Origin of the sequence: Flavobacterium sp. W22_SRS_FK3 (assembly GCF_052113665.1) — a bacterium.
Lineage (GTDB): Bacteria > Bacteroidota > Bacteroidia > Flavobacteriales > Flavobacteriaceae > Flavobacterium.
Genome location: NZ_JBGQOF010000004.1, coordinates 241,215 through 259,867, shown reverse-complemented (window position 1 = coordinate 259,867; position 18,653 = coordinate 241,215). Strand labels below are relative to the sequence as shown.

Here is an 18,653-nt window from a genome sequence, read left to right as displayed (position 1 = left end):
TATGAAAATTAAAATAAATTCAATTTTAACACTTACTTTGGCTGTATTGCTAAGTGTTTCTTGTAGTGATAATTTTTTAGAGGAGAAGAAAAACTACAATCAAACTGACGACTCTTTTTACGAAAGTCAAAAACAGACAGAATGGTATGTAAATAATTTATACTATGATTTTTTCTCGGCTTATAAATCACCGATCCTAAATACGACAGGGCTTTATAATGATACAAATTCTAGATTAACAGAAGAAATTGGTGGTGTTTATGATTTAACCAATCCACAAATAAATTTGGTTAATCCAGCCGATGGTTCAGGTTATTATGGTAAAACATTATCAGATAAAACACAACCGGATCCTTATAATAGAATTAGGGATTGCAATAGTTTTTTGAATGATATTGATGTAAAGGGGGCTAGCCTAGATAAAACCTTCAGAGATCAGGCCAAGGGCCAGGTTTATTATCTCAGAGCACTTCAATATTATGATTTGATGCGTGTTTATGGAGGTGTACCAATTGTAATTAGTGTTGAAAACGCAACTTCTACAGATCAATCAATACAATTACCTAGGGCTTCAGTTACTGAAGTAGTAAACCAAATTATAGCAGATTTAGATCAGGCAGCACTATTATTACCTCCAAAATGGGATTCAGGTAACTATGGTCGTTTTACAAGAGGAGCTGCTTTAGCTCAAAAATCTAGAGTTTTATTAACTTATGCAAGTCCTTTATTTAACAAAAACTGGGAAAGTGCAGATAGATGGGAAGTGGCACTGCAGGCTGGATTAGCTGCTGAGAATCAATTAACGGCTGATGGTTTTGGCTTGTATGGTAATTCTGCCAAACAATGGGCGGACATGTTTTTAATAGATAATGCATTTTGCCCGGAAGCTATAACGGTTCAATTAATGGCAACGGGTAATACAAATGTTTATCTTAATAATGCTTGGGAGAAATCAATTCGCTTGGTTAGTCAAGGAGGTACGGGAGGATTAGAAGCACCTAAAGAGATGATTGATTTATTTCCAATGGCAGACGGATCAAAACCAACTGTTGCAAATGGCTATAACCCATTTTTATTTTTCTTAAAACGTGATCCGAGATTTTACAGAACTTTTGCTTTCTCAGGTTCTAAGTGGGGTTATAAAGAAAATACAAATCCGGTTGCCTGGTCCTATCGTTGGTTAGATGCATCTGGCAAAGCATATTATAGTGATAATAATCAGGAAAACAGTCCTGCTTATGTACGAAAAATGTCTAATACATCAGTAACAAATGCCAATTCTTACCAATATTCAGGAACTGATATTTTTGAATATCGCTATGCTGAATTACTTTTGAACATTGCAGAATGTTATGCTGCAAAAGGAGATATTAATAATGCTTTGGGGTATCTTGGAAAAATTAGAGCCAGGGTAGGAATCGCTTCCGCAAATAACTATGGTATTGGGACATTAACAGATAAATATGCGGCCATAGCTGCGTGTTTATATGAGCGCCAAATTGAATTAGCTTATGAAGGCAAACGTTATTACGATGCACAACGCTGGATGTTGTATAGTGACGAATCTCTTGATGGAACAGTAAATACAACCTGTGCAAAATTGGGCTTGAATCCGATTAACGATACGAAACGTACAGGTCATTATTTAGAATACATAAACACAGCTACAGATGCAGATCCATTATTATCTTCTCGAACAGGCATTAGTGTTGATCCTGATGCGGCTAATTTCCAAACACAATTACAAGCTTTAGCTGCTTTTTATACAAGCAATTTTCAATTAACTGATTTGGAAACACCAATGGATAATGTTAATAAAGTGGAAGTCAGTATCAAATTTAGACCTAATTATTATATAATGGGTTTAAACACGGAAGTATTAACGCAAAATCCATGGTTGCAACAAACAATAGGTTGGAATGGAGCTTCAAGTGCAGCAGGAACCTACAACTACCAAGAATAACTTAAAAAATGCCTGATTTTTTCAGGCATTTTTATTAATATCTTAATAAAACGTTAACATTAAAATTAGACTTTTCACCTGTATTCCTCAAAAAGATACAGGTGATTTGTTTAAAAAGAATTACCAAAAATTAAAATTAACATGAAAAAATCCACATTATTAGTCTTGTCGCTGTTGGTTTTGGGAAATGCAAAAAGTTTTGCACAATATCCAAAATTAAGTGCAGAAGTACAGGCAAAAGAAAAAGCAATTAAAGACGAAGCGAACAGACTTTCTGACGAAGCATGGGAAAAGGCCCTTATAATTATTGAAGAAGAAGCCAAACACGGAAAACCTTATATTCCATGGGCATCTCGACCAAACGATTTACCACAGGCGTCTATACCTGCTTTTCCAGGAGCTGAAGGAGGAGGTATGTACACTTTTGGTGGTCGTGGCGGAAATGTTTATACGGTAACTAGCTTAGAAGACAGAGGTCCCGGAACTTTACGAGAAGCTTGTGAAAAAGGAGGTGCCAGAATTGTTGTTTTTAATGTTTCTGGAATTATCAAAATTAAAAGTCCGTTAATCATTCGTGCGCCTTACATTACTATAGCAGGACAGACAGCTCCCGGCGATGGAATTTGTATTGCAGGAGAATCCGTTTGGATTGATACCCATGATGTTGTTATCAGACACATGCGTTTCCGCAGAGGAGAAACTTTCGTAGGTCGCCGTGATGATGCCATTGGAGGAAACCCAGTAGGAAATATTATGATCGATCACGTTTCGGCAACCTGGGGATTAGACGAGAATATGTCAATCTACAGACACATGTATAGTCCGGGTGCTGGTTATCCGGACGAAAAGAAACCCACGGTAAATATCACGATTCAAAACAGTTTGTTCGGAGAAGCATTGGATACCTATAATCATGCTTTCGGAAGTACTTTAGGTGGAGAGAATTGTGCTTTTATTAGAAATATGTGGGCGAACAATGCGGGTAGAAATCCTTCTATTGGCTGGAATGGTATTTTTAACTTTGTAAATAACGTAGTATTCAATTGGTACAACAGATCAACAGATGGTGGCGATTATACAGCGAACTACAATATTATTAATAACTTTTACAAACCGGGGCCTGTTACCGATTTGACACAACCTATTAGTTACAGAATTTTAAAACCAGAATCAGGGAGAAGCAAACTGCCTTATATGGTTTTTGGTAGAGCATATGTAAACGGAAACGTAGTGAACAATAACGAAAAAGTAACCAAAGACAACTGGGATGGCGGTATTCAAATCGAAAATAAAAAAGGCGAGTTGATGACTTATGATGAAGCTACAACTTATTTCGATAAAATGAAAAGTGACAAGCCTTTTCCAATGCCTTGGTTTAATAAATTCATGACGGCAGAAGAATCTTATGATTTCGTGCTTAAAAATGTAGGTGCCACTTTTCCAATAAGAGACAAAGTTGATGAAAGAATCGTAAGAACCGTAAAAACAGGAGTTCCTGAATATGCAAAAGGGCTAGAGAAAAAAGAATTCTATCAGTTTGAGCACCGTCGTTTACCAATGGACTCATATAAACAAGGTATCATAACTGATATTTCTCAGGTTGGTGGTTATCCGGAATATAAAGGAAAGCCTTATGTAGATACAGACAAAGATGGTATGCCGGACAAATGGGAGAAAAAACACGGGTTAAATCCAAAGGACCCATCTGATGCAAAATTAGATTCGAATGGTGATGGTTATACCAATATTGAAGCCTATATCAATGGTATTGATACAGACAAAAAAGTAGATTGGAAAGATTTAACCAATAATAAAGAAACTTTGGTAAGACCTTTGTTAGATTAAAATTTAAATCACAAGTTGAAAGTCGTACGGTCAAGAAAGAGTATTGTTTTTGGCATGCGACTTTTATAAAAAACTAAATATTATGTCAATAAAAAAAACAGCATTTAGTCTATTGTTGCTCCTTTTTGCATTTTGCGAAATCAGCGCACAGCAATATGCAGACCCGGAATATATTAAAGTTACTAACGAAAGAGCAACTAAAATCGTTGAAAAACTTGCCTTAGGAAACAAAGAAAAAGAAACGGCCGTAACCAATATTGTTGCGCAGCAATTTCGTGATTTGAGTAAAATTCAGGATGCAAGAGATGCCGAAATCAAAAAAGTAAAAGACAGTGCTACTTTATCAAAAGAAAAGCAAAACGCTTCAATTGATAAACTAAAAGCGGAAGCTGATAAGGCAATCGGCAAATTGCACAAAGCCTATTTGAAAAAATTAGGGAAGCAATTAAATGAGGATAAAATTACCGAAGTAAAAGACGGAATGACGTATGGTGTTTTACCAATTACTGTAGACGGTTATAATGATATGCTGCCAAATTTAACAGAAGCACAAAAAAAATACATTTATGACGCTTTGGTTGAAGCCAGAGAACATGCCATGGATGGAGGTTCATCAAAAGAGAAACATGCCTGGTTTGGTAAATACAAAGGAAGAATCAACAATTATTTATCCAAAGAAGGTTACGATTTAAATAAGGAAAGTGCTGATTGGCACAAACGTCTGGAAGAAAGAGAAAAAGCTAAATCAGGTAAATAAAATAGTCTCTAGTCCTTAGTAATTAGCCATTAGTTTTTTAATTACAAAAATAATTAATACTAATTACTAAGGTTTAACTACTAATAACTAAGTACTAAAACAAATGCAAAACAATTTCCAAAAGACTGTCCTTAGAAGAACAATAATGATCGCTTCACTATGTTTTATATTCTCAACTACCTACGCACAATATCCAGATATTCCAAAAGAGCTACAGGATAAAACTGATGCCATGATGAAATCCGAAATTGAGCGTTTGGATCAAATTTGGAAAGCCAACGAAAACATTATCAAAGCAGAAGCTTTGCAAGGACGTCCATATGTGCCCTGGGCATCCTTACCTACAGATTTAGTTCATGCTGATATTCCTGCTTTCCCCGGAGCGATGGGTGGAGGGGCGCAAACGCCTGGAGGTCGTGGTGGTAAAATTTTTGTTGTGACAAGTTTAGAAGACAGCGGAAAAGGAACTTTTAGAGAAGCACTCGAAGCGGTGGGAGCGCGTACTATCGTGTTTAATGTTTCAGGGATTATTCATCTGAAAAAACCAATCACGGTTCGCGCACCTTACATTACCATTGCCGGACAAACCGCTCCGGGTGACGGAATTTGTATTGCCGGTGAGTCAGTTTTACTAGATACACACGATATCATTATTCGTTATCTTCGTTTTCGTCGTGGCGAAACCGAAGTAACCCGAAGAGATGATGCCCTTGGCGGAAATGTAATCGGAAACGTGATTATTGATCATTGCTCGCTGAGTTGGGGATTAGACGAAAATATTTCCCTGTATCGCCACCAATTTCAGGTTAACGAAAAGTCGAAATTAGAAAAATTACCTTCGGTGAATGTTACCATTCAAAATACTATTTCGTCAGAAGGTCTGGACACCTACAATCATGCCTTTGGGAGTACTATCGGCGGTTTAAATAGTATGTTTATCCGTAATTTATGGGCCGATAATATTTCTAGAAATGCTTCAGTTGGAATGTATGGAAGTTTTAACTTTGTGAATAATGTGGTTTTTAACTGGTGGAACCGTACTTTGGACGGAGGGGATTATCGCTCCCAATATAATATTATCAATAATTATTTCAAACCAGGACCTATTACGCCAACCGATCAGCCTGTTCGTTACCGAATCATAAAACCTGAGTCGGGTTATATTAGTCCGAAAACCTTTGGAAAAGCATTTGTAGATGGTAATTTTATTGTGGGTTCTCCTGAAGTAACAGCAGATAACTGGAACGGCGGTGTACAACTGGAAGATTTATCACCTGAAGCGACCAAAGATTTCCTGGCACAAATTAAGCAAAACAAAGCTTTTGTAATGCCTCCAATTTTAATTGTAAGTGCAGAAAAGGCTTATGATGATGTGTTGGCTAATGCAGGAGCGACTTTGCCAAAACGTGATGCTGTTGACGAAAGAATTGTAAAACAGGTTCGCACCGGAAAAATTGAGGTTAAAGACGGTCTGGAAAATACAATTGGTAAAGAGTTTATCAAAAGAAGACTTCCGGCAGACTCTTATAAAAAAGGAATTATTACCAGTCCAAATCAGGTTGGTGGTTATCCGGAATACAAAGGAAAAGCTTATAAAGATTCTGATAATGATGGAATCCCGGATGCTTGGGAAAAGAAATATGGTCTAAATCCGAATGATGCAGCAGATGCGAATCAGGATATGAATGGTGATGGATACACCAATATCGAGAAGTATTTTAATGGCATCAATCCAAAAAGAAAAACAGATTGGACAAAAACAGAAAATAATACCGATCCATTGAAAGAAGCATTGTTGCAGTAATTTTGAAAAAAGAATGAAGAGTCTAGAATAAAGAATCTGGATGCTGTTTTAAGTCTTACTTCTTATTCCTTTCTTCTAAAATAAAATAACAAATGAATTTTATTCAACTTAAAAATAGAATTACAAAACAGGATTTACTCGTTTTATCCTGTTTTGTTATTTTCTTTAATATCAGTACAGCCCAAAACCAATTTCCTGATATTACAAAAAACAAAGAAGGAAAACCCGAGCGCACAGCAGATGCAAAAGGAAACCAGATTCCGGATTTTTCTTTTGCAGGTTACAAAGCTTCTTCCGTTGCGATTCCAAATGTTGCTATCAAAGCTTTTGTATCACATATTGAAGGCGATGCAACCAAAACAATTCAATCAGCTATTGATTATGTTGCGAAATTAAAAGCTGATGCAACTGGTTTTAAAGGAACGGTACTTTTAGACAAAGGAATCTTCAAAGTTTCAGGCGAAATCAATATCAAGGAAAGCGGAATTGTACTAAGAGGAAGCGGTTCAGGAAACAGCGGAACGGTACTTTTAGGAACTTCAATCAACAGAAAAGCAATTGTCAATATTAACGGTATTGATAATCGTGTTTTTAAAGATTCTGTAGGAGTAGCTGCTAATTTTACACCATTAGGCGCAATAAAATTATCGGTTAAAAATAATGCTGTTTTTAAAAAAGGCGATCATATTGTAATCAATACTCCCATTTCAAAAAACTGGATTGAGCTTTTGGGAACTGCCGATTTTGGCGGCGAAAGCGGTTGGATTGGATGGAAAGGCTATGATTTTGTCATTCGTGCTGATAGAGAAATTATATCATTTGAAGGAAATAAAATTACCCTCGATGCGCCTTTAACCAATGCTTTGGATGAAGAATTGTCAAAATCGACAGTTGTGCGTTATGTTTGGTTGGGCAGGATCAATAATTCAGGTGTTGAAAACCTGACATTGAAATCAGATTATGATACTGCAAATCCAAAAGACGAACAGCACAGATGGTATGGTGTTTCAGTTGAAAATGCAGAAGATATATGGATAAGACAAGTCAATTTTGAACAGTTTGCAGGAGGAGCGGTTTCAATTTTAAAAACAGCCAAACGCATTACCGTCGAAGATTGTCTGGCACTGAACCCAATTTCAGAAATTGCAGCTTTTAGAAGAAATACGTTTTATACAGAAGGGCAGCAGACTTTGTTTCAGCGTTGTTATTCGGAATTCGGATACAATGATTTTGTAGTTGGAGGTTACGCTACTGCCGGACCAAACGTTTTTTTGCAATGCGAATCACATTTGCCATACAGTTTCAGCGGTTCGGTTGGAAGCTGGGCAAACGGAATACTTTTTGATGTTTCTCTAATTGATGGAAATGCCGTCAGTTTTAAAAACAAAGAACAGGACGGAAGAGGTTTAGGCTGGAATGCTGCCAATAGTGTCATTTGGGAAACATCGGCATCCAAAATAGAAAATTACAATCCGCCAACAGCCAACAACTGGGCTTTTGGAGTTTGGGGACAATGGGCAGGAAACGGACATTGGAAAGACGTCAACAATCACATTAGTCCAAGAAGCTTATTTTATGCTTTATTAGAACAGCGTCTGGGGGAATTGCCTATGGAAGCTCAAATAATGGACTTAGGTACGGAACCTTCTTCGAGTCCGACATTGGAACAAGCAAAAGTTTTAACAGCCGAGGCGTATAAATTAAACGAAACTTTAAAAGAATTCATTACTAAAGCATCAACGAGGAATCCAATTTCTGCGGATTATGCCAAAGTTAAACGAATTGCTGAAGTAAAATCAGATGTGGCTATACAATCAAATACGGACAAAATTGGTTTAACAAACGGGTTTTTAACTTCTTCAAAAGGAGTTTTAACTGGAGAAATTGTAGATGTGCCGTGGTGGAGAGGAAGCTTACGTGAATTGGAAGTTTCTAAATCGAGACCGCATATTACCCGATTTGTTCCGGGACATTATGGTTTGGGTTATACTGATAATCTGGAAGAAACCGTAGCTTACTTAGTCAACAATAACAAATCGGCAATAGATCATAATTACGGACTGTGGTACGAACAAAGAATGGCAGACCACGAACGCATCCGCAGAATCGATGCCGATGTCTGGGCACCGTTTTACGAACAGCCTTTTGACAGGAGCGGAAAGGGAACAGCTTGGGATCATTTGAGTAAATATGATTTGACCCGTTATAATGCGTGGTACTGGAACCGATTAAAAACTTTTGCAGAATTGGCAGCTCAAAAAGATAAATTTTTATTAAATGAAGCTTATTTTCAACATAATATTTTAGAAGCAGGCGCACACTGGGCAAGTTCCCCTTGGCGCCCCGCCAATAATATCAATACGACAGGATTGCCTGAACCACCGCCGTATGCAGGTGATAAAAGGATTTTTCTGGCAGAACAATTTTATGATATAAAAAATGCAGATATAAGAAAATTGCACGTAGCTTTTATCGAGAAAAATTTAGAGAACTTTAAAGATAATACCAACGTTTTGCAACTCACAAGTGCTGAATATACTGGACCATTAAGCTTTATGCAGTTTTGGATTGATGTCATAGCTAACTATGAAAAAAAACATCAAAACGAATCAAAAATCGCTTTAAGTGCTACAAAAGATGTTCAGGATGCCATTTTGAATGAAGTTGAAAGAGCCAAAACCGTTGATGTAATTGATATTAAATATTGGTATTATAAAGAAGACGGAACATTATATGCTCCTGAAGGCGGTAAAAATTTAGCACCGCGTCAGCACGCCCGTAAAATGAAAACCGGAAAAGAAACGGATGATCAGGTTTACAGAGCTGTTCGCGAATACCGCGAAAAATATCCGGAGAAAGCGGTACTTTATTCTACAATGGGAGCACCAAGATTTGGATGGGCGGCATTAATGGGAGGAGCTTCTTTAGCAAATATTCCAAAAATTGAAGTCCCGGGCTTTTATAAGGCACTTGCTGATATGAATTTTGTAGCAGGGACTACTTTTTCAGATGCCCTTTGGACGCTGGAAAATAAAGGCAAGGCTTATCTTTTTTATCTGAAAAACGATCAGGATGTTTCCATTGATTTATCAAATCAGAGCGGAACTTTTGAAGTGTACACAATCAATGCTTCCAATGGAAATAGTGTTAAAAAAACAAATATTAGCGGAGGAAAACAGGTTGTAATTCCACAAGCTGAAATCAAACAAAAAGTACTTTTTGTAGTGAAGAAAAATTAACCAAACAGACCAGAAAGAAATCATTTTAATCTGTGGCAAAAAAGATAAATACATAATTCAAAATAAAATAAAATGAACCTGAAAATTAAATATTTATACGCCCTTTGTATACCCTTTATGTTGACAGCACAAAGCGGATTTTCTCAATCCCAAAAATTGCCAAAACTTAAAGTCTCACCAAACCACCACTATTTTGTTACCGAAGATGGGAAACCATTTTTCTGGTTAGGCGATACAGGCTGGCTTGAGTTCAGTAAGTTGGATAGAGAAGGAGTAAATAAATATTTTGAAGACAGAAAAGCAAAGGGGTTCAATGTGGTTCAGGTAATGATACTGCATAATTTGAATGCTGTAAATGTGTATGGCGATCAGGCATTAATGAATGATAATTTAGCTGATCAAATTACTTCACCAGGCAACGATCCTAATAATGCTCCGGAATACGATTACTGGGATCATATAGATTACACGTTGGATGTCGCTCAAAAGAACGGAATCTACCTGGCGATGGTTCCGGTTTGGGGGACCAATGTTTCAAAAGGCGATAAAGTCAATAAAGATCAGGCTACCCGATACGCCAGGTTTTTGGCAGACCGATATAAAAAAAGAACCAATATAATTTGGTTAAACGGAGGTGATACCAAAGGAAATGAGTTTCAGGACATCTGGAATGCTATCGGAAATACTCTGAAGACCAATAATCCGGATCAATTGGTAACTTTCCATCCTTTCGGCAGAACCGATTCTTCTGAGAATTTTCATAATTCAGCCTGGCTGGATTTTAATATGTTCCAGTCCGGACATAAAACATACGCACAGGAAACCGATCCTACAGCTTTCAAAGAAGACAATTACAAATTTGTACATAGGGACTGGGATCTAAAACCAACAAAACCAACATTGGACGGCGAGCCATCATACGAAGGAATTCCACATGGCCTGCACGATACTTTACAGCCAAAATGGACGGCCAATGATGTCCGACGTTATGGATATTGGTCGGTTTTTGCAGGAGCAGCAGGCTTTACTTATGGTCACAGCGCCGTAATGCAAATGTTCAGAAAAGGCGATAATCCAGCTTACGGTAACAAAGAATTGTGGAATGATGCGATAAATGCGCAGGGAGCAGGACAAATGATACACATTAAAAATCTGATGTTAAAGCATGATTATTTAGATCGTATGCCGGATCAAACCCTGATTGCAAATCAAGGTGAAAAATATGATTATTTGGTTGGAACAAGAGGAGTTAGTTATGCGTTTATTTACACATACAATGGCAGAAAAATGGACATTAATATGGGAAAAATTTTAGGAGATAATGTAATCGCAAGTTGGTATAATCCAAGAAATGGTGAGTATAAATATATTGGAAAATTCGAAAACAAAGGAATTAAGGAATTTCAACCATCAGGAAAAAAAGAAGATGGTAATGACTGGGTACTTATTTTAGAATCTGAGGAATAAAAAATCCGACACAATCTGCAGAATCTGCGTGCCAAAAATAAAACAATATGAAAATCAAAAATATTATAATACTACTCTTCTTCATCACAGGTCTAAACTCCGCTTTCGCAAACGACGGCTGGCTAAACATCCTAAACGAAGGTGGAAACAACAAGGGAATAAAATGCACCGAAGCCATTCAAAACGCTATCGAAAAAGCATCTAAAAACGGAGGAGGAACCATCTTTTTCCCAGCGGGAGAATATCTAACAGGTGCTTTAAAATTAAAAAGTAACATCACCATCCATTTGGATTCAGGAGCACTTTTAAAATTTTCAGAGAACTTCGATGACTACCTTCCGTATGTAGAAATGCGTTACGAAGGCATCGTGATGCAGTCGTTCTCGCCATTATTTTATGCCAAAGACGTTGAAAATATTACCATTAAAGGTAGAGGCGCGATAGACGGACAGGGAAAAGCGTGGTGGAATGAAGTGTACCGAATCGAAACCGCTAAAGGTCCAATTCCGGAAACGAAATACCAAAAAATGTGGACTGAGCAAAATAAAGGAATCGTTTATGAGCCCTATTACAAAAGAACGATTGACAAACACTTTTTCAGACCTGCTTTTTTTCAGGCCTACAATTGCAAGAATATTTTAATCGAAGGTGTAACGTTTCAAAATTCGCCTTTCTGGACGATAAACCCTGTTTTTTGTGATAATGTAACGGTAACTGGAATTTCAATTTTTAATCCGCATTCGCCAAACACAGACGGAATAAATCCTTCTTCCTGCAAAAATGTTCACATTTCAAACTGCCACATCAGCGTGGGTGACGACTGTATCACTATTAAATCAGGACGTGATGCAGATGGGCGTAAATACGGAAGAGCAACCGAAAATGTAACCATCACCAATTGTACCATGTTAAGCGGTCACGGTGGTGTTGTAATTGGAAGCGAAATGTCGGGAGGCATCAAAAAGATTACCATTTCCAATTGCGTTTTCGACGGAACCGATCGTGGAATCCGAATCAAATCGGCACGTGGAAGAGGTGGAGTTGTAGAAGACATTCGCGTCGACAATATCGTAATGAAAAACATCAAGGAAGAAGCCATTATTCTGGATTTGTTCTACGATAAAGACAATCTTGAGGAGCCGGTTTCAGAGCGCACGCCCATTTTCAGAAACATCCATATCAGCAACGTTACGGGTGGAAACGTCAATAAAGCCGGATTTGTTCGCGGAATTGTTGAAATGCCAATCCAAAACATCACGTTCTCGAACATCAATATGGATGGCAAGGAAGGTTTCACCATAAACACGGCAACTGATGTAGAATTTCACGATGTAAAAGTCAACGCAACAGTCGGTTCCTCTTTCAAAATCAGCGATTCAAGAAACCTGATTTTGGACAACGTAGGATCTTCAACACCAATAAAAGGGATTCCGGTTATCAAAATCGATAATGCTTCGAATATGATGATCAACAACAATTTTCCATTCAACGCTACTGATATTTTCCTTGAAGCTGATGGAAAAGAAACGAAAAATATTTTCCTGAAAAACAATGTATTCAAAAATGTTACTACAGTTGTTAAAAAAGGAAAAGACCTGGATAAAAAAGCAATTACAGAATAAGGTAATTATTTCAGGAGCAGAAAAATTGGGTATTTTAGCATGCATCGTCCCGCTCTACGTTACGAAGTTCACTGAACTCCAATGAAAATAAAAGCATAGTGAAGTAATCTTATAAGCCGAACCCCGACTTATAAGGATTTCTGCTTCTATCGGGGCTAAAGAGAGAGATTTTTGCTTTTTTGCAATTATCAAAAAGATAAAATTATTATGAAAAAAATATTCATCATACTAACACTTTCACTTTTTTCTGTAAGCTATTCTCAAAAAAAGAAAGAGATTTATCTTTTTACTTCTTTCAGAGAACCAGCGACAGAAGGTTTGTATCTGGCATACAGCGAAGATGGATACAACTGGAAAGGTTTAGAAGGATCATTTTTAAAACCAGAAGTCGGCGTGAGCAAAATTATGCGTGATCCATCCATCACAAAAGGTGAAGACGGAACGTATCACATGGTTTGGACAACCGACTGGAAAGGCGGAAACGGTTTTGGCTACGCCAGTTCCAAAGATTTGATGCATTGGTCAAAACAGGAATACATTCCCGTAATGAAAAATGAGCCTGAAGTCGTAAACGTGTGGGCGCCAGAAATTTTTTATGATGATGTCAAAAATGAATACATTATTATCTGGGCATCCACAATCCCATTCCGATTCGAAAAAGGAGTAGAAGACGAGAAAAACAACCACCGAATGTATTATGTGACGACCAAGGATTTCAAAACTTTTTCGGATACCAAATTATACTACGATCCAGGTTTCAGTGTCATAGACTGTGTGATTGTAAAAAAAGGCAAAAAGGACTATGTTTTGGTTCTCAAAGACAACACCAGACCCATGCGAAACATAGAAGTAGCTTTCGGAAAATCACCTTTTGGACCATTCGAAAAAAGATCAAAACCCTTAACCGAATATTTATCAGAAGGACCAACAGTCGTAAAAGTCGGTAAAAAATGGTTGCTGTATTATGACAATTACGGTTCAAAAAATTACAAAGCCTTAAGCACTTCCGATTTTGTGCATTTCGAAGATGTGTCATCCAAAATTAGCCTTCCCGAAGGACACAAACACGGAACAATAACAACAATTTCGTCAGCCGTTCTAAAAGGATTAATTGAAAAGAAGTAAAAAAAAAATAATCTGCTAAATCTGCAGACCCGAGCGAAAGCGAACAGGCGAAGCAATCTGCAGGAGTAAATTTTTCACGCAGATTTGGCAGATAAAAAGTTAAAAACAATGATTGCATTTCAAAACATAAAAATGAATATCGTATCAGCAACAACCATTTTGTTGAGCTGTGTCGCAGTCAATTCGGCACAGGCACAACAAGACACGATACGATATACAGGCAAAACACTTTCTAACATCGATTACCACCACGGACAATTGGGTCCTGCAGTTGGTGTTCACGCCACACAAATTATGCGTGCGAGTAGGGAACATCCTGAAAAAGCAGATGGTTTTGGCTGGACCTACAACCATCAGCCTATGATGGCATATTGGAACAACACTTTTTACCTGCATTATTTGAGTGACCCATCCGGAGAACATATTCCGCCAAGTCATACTCTTTTTATGACTTCAAAAGATGGAATAATCTGGACAAAACCTATAGTTATTTTTCCAGTCTACAGAATTCCAGACGGCTGGAAAAAAGAAGGAGTAGACGGTGTTGCTAAAAATTTGGATGCGATTATGCACCAGCGAATGGGATTTTATACCTCTAAGGATAACCGCCTTTTTGCTTTGGGCTATTACGGAATCGCGATGGACAAAAAAGACGATCCGAATGACGGAAAAGGAATTGGTCGCGTGATTCGTGAAATTAAAAAAGATGGAAGTTTTGGTGAAATATATTTTATTCGATACAATAAATCCTGGGATCGGTCTAAGTCATCTTTTCTATTTTACACCAAATCAAAAGATAAAGGTTTGAAAAAAGCTTGCGAAGAAATTCTTTCAGATCCTTTGGTTTTACAACAATGGGTGGAAGAATCAGATCGCGATGACGAATTAATTCCGCTTCAAAAACCCTACAAAGCTTTTAGCTATTACCATTTGCCAAACGGAAATGTGGTAGGTTTATGGAAACACGCCTTAACATCAATTAGCAAAAATGATGGGAAATCGTGGGATTATATGCCTTTGAGAGCTCCGGGATTTGTAAACAGCAATGCCAAAATCTGGGGACAAAAAATGTCTGACAATCGTTACGCAACTGTTTACAATCCATCCGAATATCGTTGGCCTTTGGCTATTTCAACTTCTGACGATGGTTTAAATTACAAAGATTTATTATTGGTTCATGGCGAAATAAGTCCGATGCGTTACGGCGGAAATTACAAATCTGCAGGACCGCAATATGTCCGTGGAATTACAGAAAAAAATGGATCACCTCCAGATGGAAAACTTTGGGTAAGTTACAGCATGAACAAAGAAGATATCTGGGTAGCTTCAATACCTGTTCCAGTGATGAGTGAAGTGGAAGAAAACGCCAATGATGTTTTCAATGATTTGCCAAACGGCGAAGAACTAAAATTATGGAATACCTATGATTTGGCTTGGGCATCCACAAAAATAGAAAAGAAAGAGGATGGTAAAAAGTGGCTGACTTTGAGAGATCAGGACTATTTTGACTATTCACGAGCAGAGCGTGTGATTCCGTTTGCCCAAAAAATGGAAGCTACTTTTACCGTAAAACCAGAACAAAATGATCATGGTTTATTGCAAATTGAATTTCAAAACAAACAGGGGCTGCCGGCTGTAAGGTTAATTTTTGATTCGGATGGAGAATTAAAAGCAAAAAATGGTGCCCGTTTTGGCGGAATTACAAAATACGAAGCCGGAAAAGAATATAAAATTACAGTTAGACTGGATGTCAAAACGCGTTCGTATTCGATAAAAGTAAATGACGGAAAAGAATCAAATCGTATTTTTTATGCGCCGGTAGATGGTTTTGAGCGAATTATGTTCCGCACAGGAAATCAGCGTTACACACCAAATGCCGACACAGAACCGGATACACCAGATTTTACCGATTTGCCGGATACTGGAAAATTGATCCCGGAAGCGGTATTTAATATTAAATCATTGGTTACGAAACAGTTCAATTGAATTGACAATCAACCCGACAGTTTTTTAAAACCTGTCGGGTTTAAACGATCTAAAAATATAAAGTGAAGAATTTCAAAAACATAGTATCCCTATTTTGTCTTTTAGTGACTTTCATTTTTAACGGACAAATTTCTGCCGAGCATTTAAAATGCGAAATGACAGAAAACCCATTGGCTGTTATTGAAAGTCAACCAAGATTAAGTTGGCAATTGGTTTCAAAAGAATTTTATGCCTTACAAATAGGCTATCAGATTTTGGTTTCCTCTTCGGAAGAAAATCTAAAAAATAACAACGGCGATATCTGGAACAGCGGAAGAGTAAATTCAGATAAAAATCTTCAAATTACTTACAATGGAACTCCGCTAAAAAGCGAAACCAAATACTTCTGGAAAGTAAAAGTCTGGAATCAAAAAGGAAAACCTTCTAATTGGAGCAAAACAGCTTCATTCAGAATGTCACCTTCAGCATCAGATTTGAATCCAGTCTGGATTGGTGCTATTACTAAAGCCAACAGTCATTTGCCGGAAGGGAGAAATTATCATACGGCTACTTTTAAAAGAGAAAAAAAATTAGCAATCATCAACGCTTCTGATTCTTTATCCCGTAGAAGTATCATATTGCGTAAACCTTTTTCGGTAAATAAAGCAGTCAAAGGAGCGGTCATTTACATTTCAGGTTTAGGGCATTACGAACTGACTTTAAACAGCAAAAAAGTTGGAAAGAGTCAATTTGCTCCTTTGTGGACAGATTATGATAGATCTGTAAATTATAATAGCTATGAGTTGAGTGCTTCGGAATTGGAAAAAGGCGAGAATGTAATTGGTGTTCTTTTGGGAAACGGGATGTACAATACGGTTGCCGACCGATACACTAAATTTTATGTGAGTTTTGGCCCGCCGACTTTATTTTTCAAAATGAAAGTGATGTATAAAGACGGATCAGAGGAAATTATAAAATCCGATGAGACCTGGAAATATTCTAAAAGCCCGATTACCTATAACAGCATTTTTGGAGGAGAAGATTACAACGCTAATCTAGAACAAAAAGGCTGGAGCGAAACCGGATTTGATGATTCTGCATGGAAAAGAGTAGTAGTTCAGGAAGCGCCAAAAGGTGTTTTACGACCACAAGCTGCCTCTCCAATTACGATCCAAAAACAATACAATGTTAAAACAGCCAAAGAGCTGAAACCTAACTTTTTTGTTTTCAATATGGGACAAAATCTTTCGGGATTCACGACCATAAAAGTCAAAGGAAAAAAAGGACAGAACGTTCGGATTTGGGTGGGTGAAAGCCTGAATGAAGACGGAACTGTCGGTCAGGGAAAAACAGGTAAACCCTATTATTACGATTATACTTTAAAAGGCGATGGCGTAGAAGAATGGCAGCCAAAATTCAGTTATTACGGTTTTCAATATGTGCAGATAGAGAACATCAATTACAAAGAAACTAAAGATGAAAATCTGCCAACTCTTGTTGATTTGAAATCGAATTTCATTTACAATTCGGCTGGAGAAGCCGGAAATTTTGAATGTTCCAATGACATTTTCAACAAAACGCATTTACTGATTAACAATGCGATAAAAAGTAATTTTCAAAGTGTGATGACCGACTGTCCGCAACGCGAAAAATTAGGATGGTTAGAGGAAATACATCTCAACGGGCCGGGCTTGTTTTTTAATTATAATATGGAAAGTTATTTTCCGGCTATTATGCAAAATATTTCCGATTCACAGCGTGACAATGGACTGATTCCGACTATCTCGCCCGAATATGTTGTTTTTGGTGGCGACTTTACCGATTCTCCGGAATGGGGCGTTACCGGAATTATTCTGCCCTGGATGTATTATGAATATTACGGAGACACTTCGTTAATCGAAAAATATTATCCGGTAATGAAAAAATATGCCGATTATTTAGGCACAAAAGCGACCAATCATATTGTGTCACACGGTTTGGGCGATTGGTATGATTATGGAGATCACGCCGCGGGGTATTCTAAAAACAGTCCGATTGCACTTTCCGCCACTTCTCATTATTTTTACGGAGCAAGTCTTGTGGCAAAAGCGGCAAAATTATTGAACAAAACAGAAGATATTGCGAAGTACGAAAAGCTGACGGCTGATATAAAAGACGCTTTCAACAAGGAATTTTTCAATCCAGAAACCAAACAATACGGAACCAGCAGTCAGTTTAGTAACGCTGTTCCTATTTTTATGGATATCGTAGAACCGCAATACAAACAGGCAGTAATGCAGAATTTATTAGCAGATATCAAAGCCAAGGGTGATCGATTGACAACTGGCGATGTTGGAAACCGCTATTTGTTTCAGGCTTTGGCCCAAAACGGCGAAAACGAAATGATGTACAAAATGAACAATCATTACGATGCGCCGGGTTATGGGTTTCAGATTAAATTTGGTTTGACAACTTTGACAGAACAATGGGATCCACGCAAAGGAAATTCGTGGAATCACTTTATGATGGGACAAATTGAAGAATGGTTTTACAAAAGTCTAGCCGGAATCGTTCCAGATGATCAAAATCCGGGTTTCAAACATTTCTTTATTCAGCCGGAAGTTGTGGGCGACATGACTTTTGCAAAAGCAGCTTATCAATCGATTTACGGAAATATTGCTTCTGCATGGGATAAAAAAGAAGGAAAATTAATCTTGAGAGTTGAAATTCCTGCGAATACTTCAGCAACAATTAAATTGCCTGTTCCTAAAAATTCAGAGATCAAAGTCAATAAAAAATGGATGACTTTAGGTTTTGATGAAAAAGATAAGAAACCTACTTTGCAATTAGGTTCCGGAAAATATACAATAGAATGTAAAATTTAAAA

General features: G+C 37.5%; 10 protein-coding genes. All 10 read left to right on the top strand.

What is annotated here, in order from left to right; genetic code table 11:
- Position 1 precedes the first annotated feature (1 nt).
- The 10 genes from ACEN2I_RS05810 (at position 2) to ACEN2I_RS05765 (ending at position 18,651) form a co-directional block, all read left to right on the top strand.
- Positions 2–1,963: a RagB/SusD family nutrient uptake outer membrane protein gene (locus tag ACEN2I_RS05810; RefSeq protein ID WP_441765146.1), complete on the top strand. Its 1,962-nt coding sequence runs from the start codon at positions 2–4 to the stop codon at positions 1,961–1,963.
- Positions 1,964–2,104: 141 nt separating this feature from the next.
- Positions 2,105–3,808 carry a pectate lyase family protein gene (locus tag ACEN2I_RS05805; protein WP_441765145.1) on the top strand — a complete coding sequence of 568 codons (1,704 nt, stop codon included), beginning with the start codon at positions 2,105–2,107 and terminating at the stop codon, positions 3,806–3,808.
- An 82-nt stretch (positions 3,809–3,890) separates the two neighbouring features.
- Positions 3,891–4,565, top strand: coding sequence for a DUF3826 domain-containing protein (locus ACEN2I_RS05800; protein WP_441765144.1), 675 nt, complete (start codon positions 3,891–3,893; stop codon positions 4,563–4,565).
- Between the two features lie 103 nt (positions 4,566–4,668).
- The gene (locus ACEN2I_RS05795; protein ID WP_441765143.1) at positions 4,669–6,369 is read left to right on the top strand and encodes a polysaccharide lyase; all 1,701 of its coding nucleotides are present in this window, start codon (positions 4,669–4,671) and stop codon (positions 6,367–6,369) included.
- A 92-nt stretch (positions 6,370–6,461) separates the two neighbouring features.
- Positions 6,462–9,608 (top strand): DUF6298 domain-containing protein, encoded by a 3,147-nt coding sequence (locus ACEN2I_RS05790; protein WP_441765142.1) that lies wholly within the window; start codon positions 6,462–6,464, stop codon positions 9,606–9,608.
- Between the two features lie 72 nt (positions 9,609–9,680).
- Positions 9,681–11,075, top strand: coding sequence for a glycoside hydrolase family 140 protein (locus ACEN2I_RS05785; RefSeq protein ID WP_441765141.1), 1,395 nt, complete (start codon positions 9,681–9,683; stop codon positions 11,073–11,075).
- A gap of 47 nt (positions 11,076–11,122) precedes the next feature.
- Positions 11,123–12,697: a glycoside hydrolase family 28 protein gene (locus ACEN2I_RS05780; protein WP_441765140.1), complete on the top strand. Its 1,575-nt coding sequence runs from the start codon at positions 11,123–11,125 to the stop codon at positions 12,695–12,697.
- A 207-nt stretch (positions 12,698–12,904) separates the two neighbouring features.
- Complete coding sequence (locus ACEN2I_RS05775; RefSeq protein ID WP_441765139.1) at positions 12,905–13,822, top strand: glycoside hydrolase family 43 protein; 918 nt, start codon at positions 12,905–12,907, stop codon at positions 13,820–13,822.
- A gap of 132 nt (positions 13,823–13,954) precedes the next feature.
- A complete protein-coding gene (locus ACEN2I_RS05770) occupies positions 13,955–15,808 on the top strand; it encodes a six-hairpin glycosidase (RefSeq protein WP_441765138.1) in 1,854 nt (617 codons plus the stop codon).
- 62 nt (positions 15,809–15,870) lie between these two features.
- Positions 15,871–18,651 carry a glycoside hydrolase family 78 protein gene (locus ACEN2I_RS05765; protein WP_441765137.1) on the top strand — a complete coding sequence of 927 codons (2,781 nt, stop codon included), beginning with the start codon at positions 15,871–15,873 and terminating at the stop codon, positions 18,649–18,651.
- Positions 18,652–18,653 lie beyond the last annotated feature (2 nt).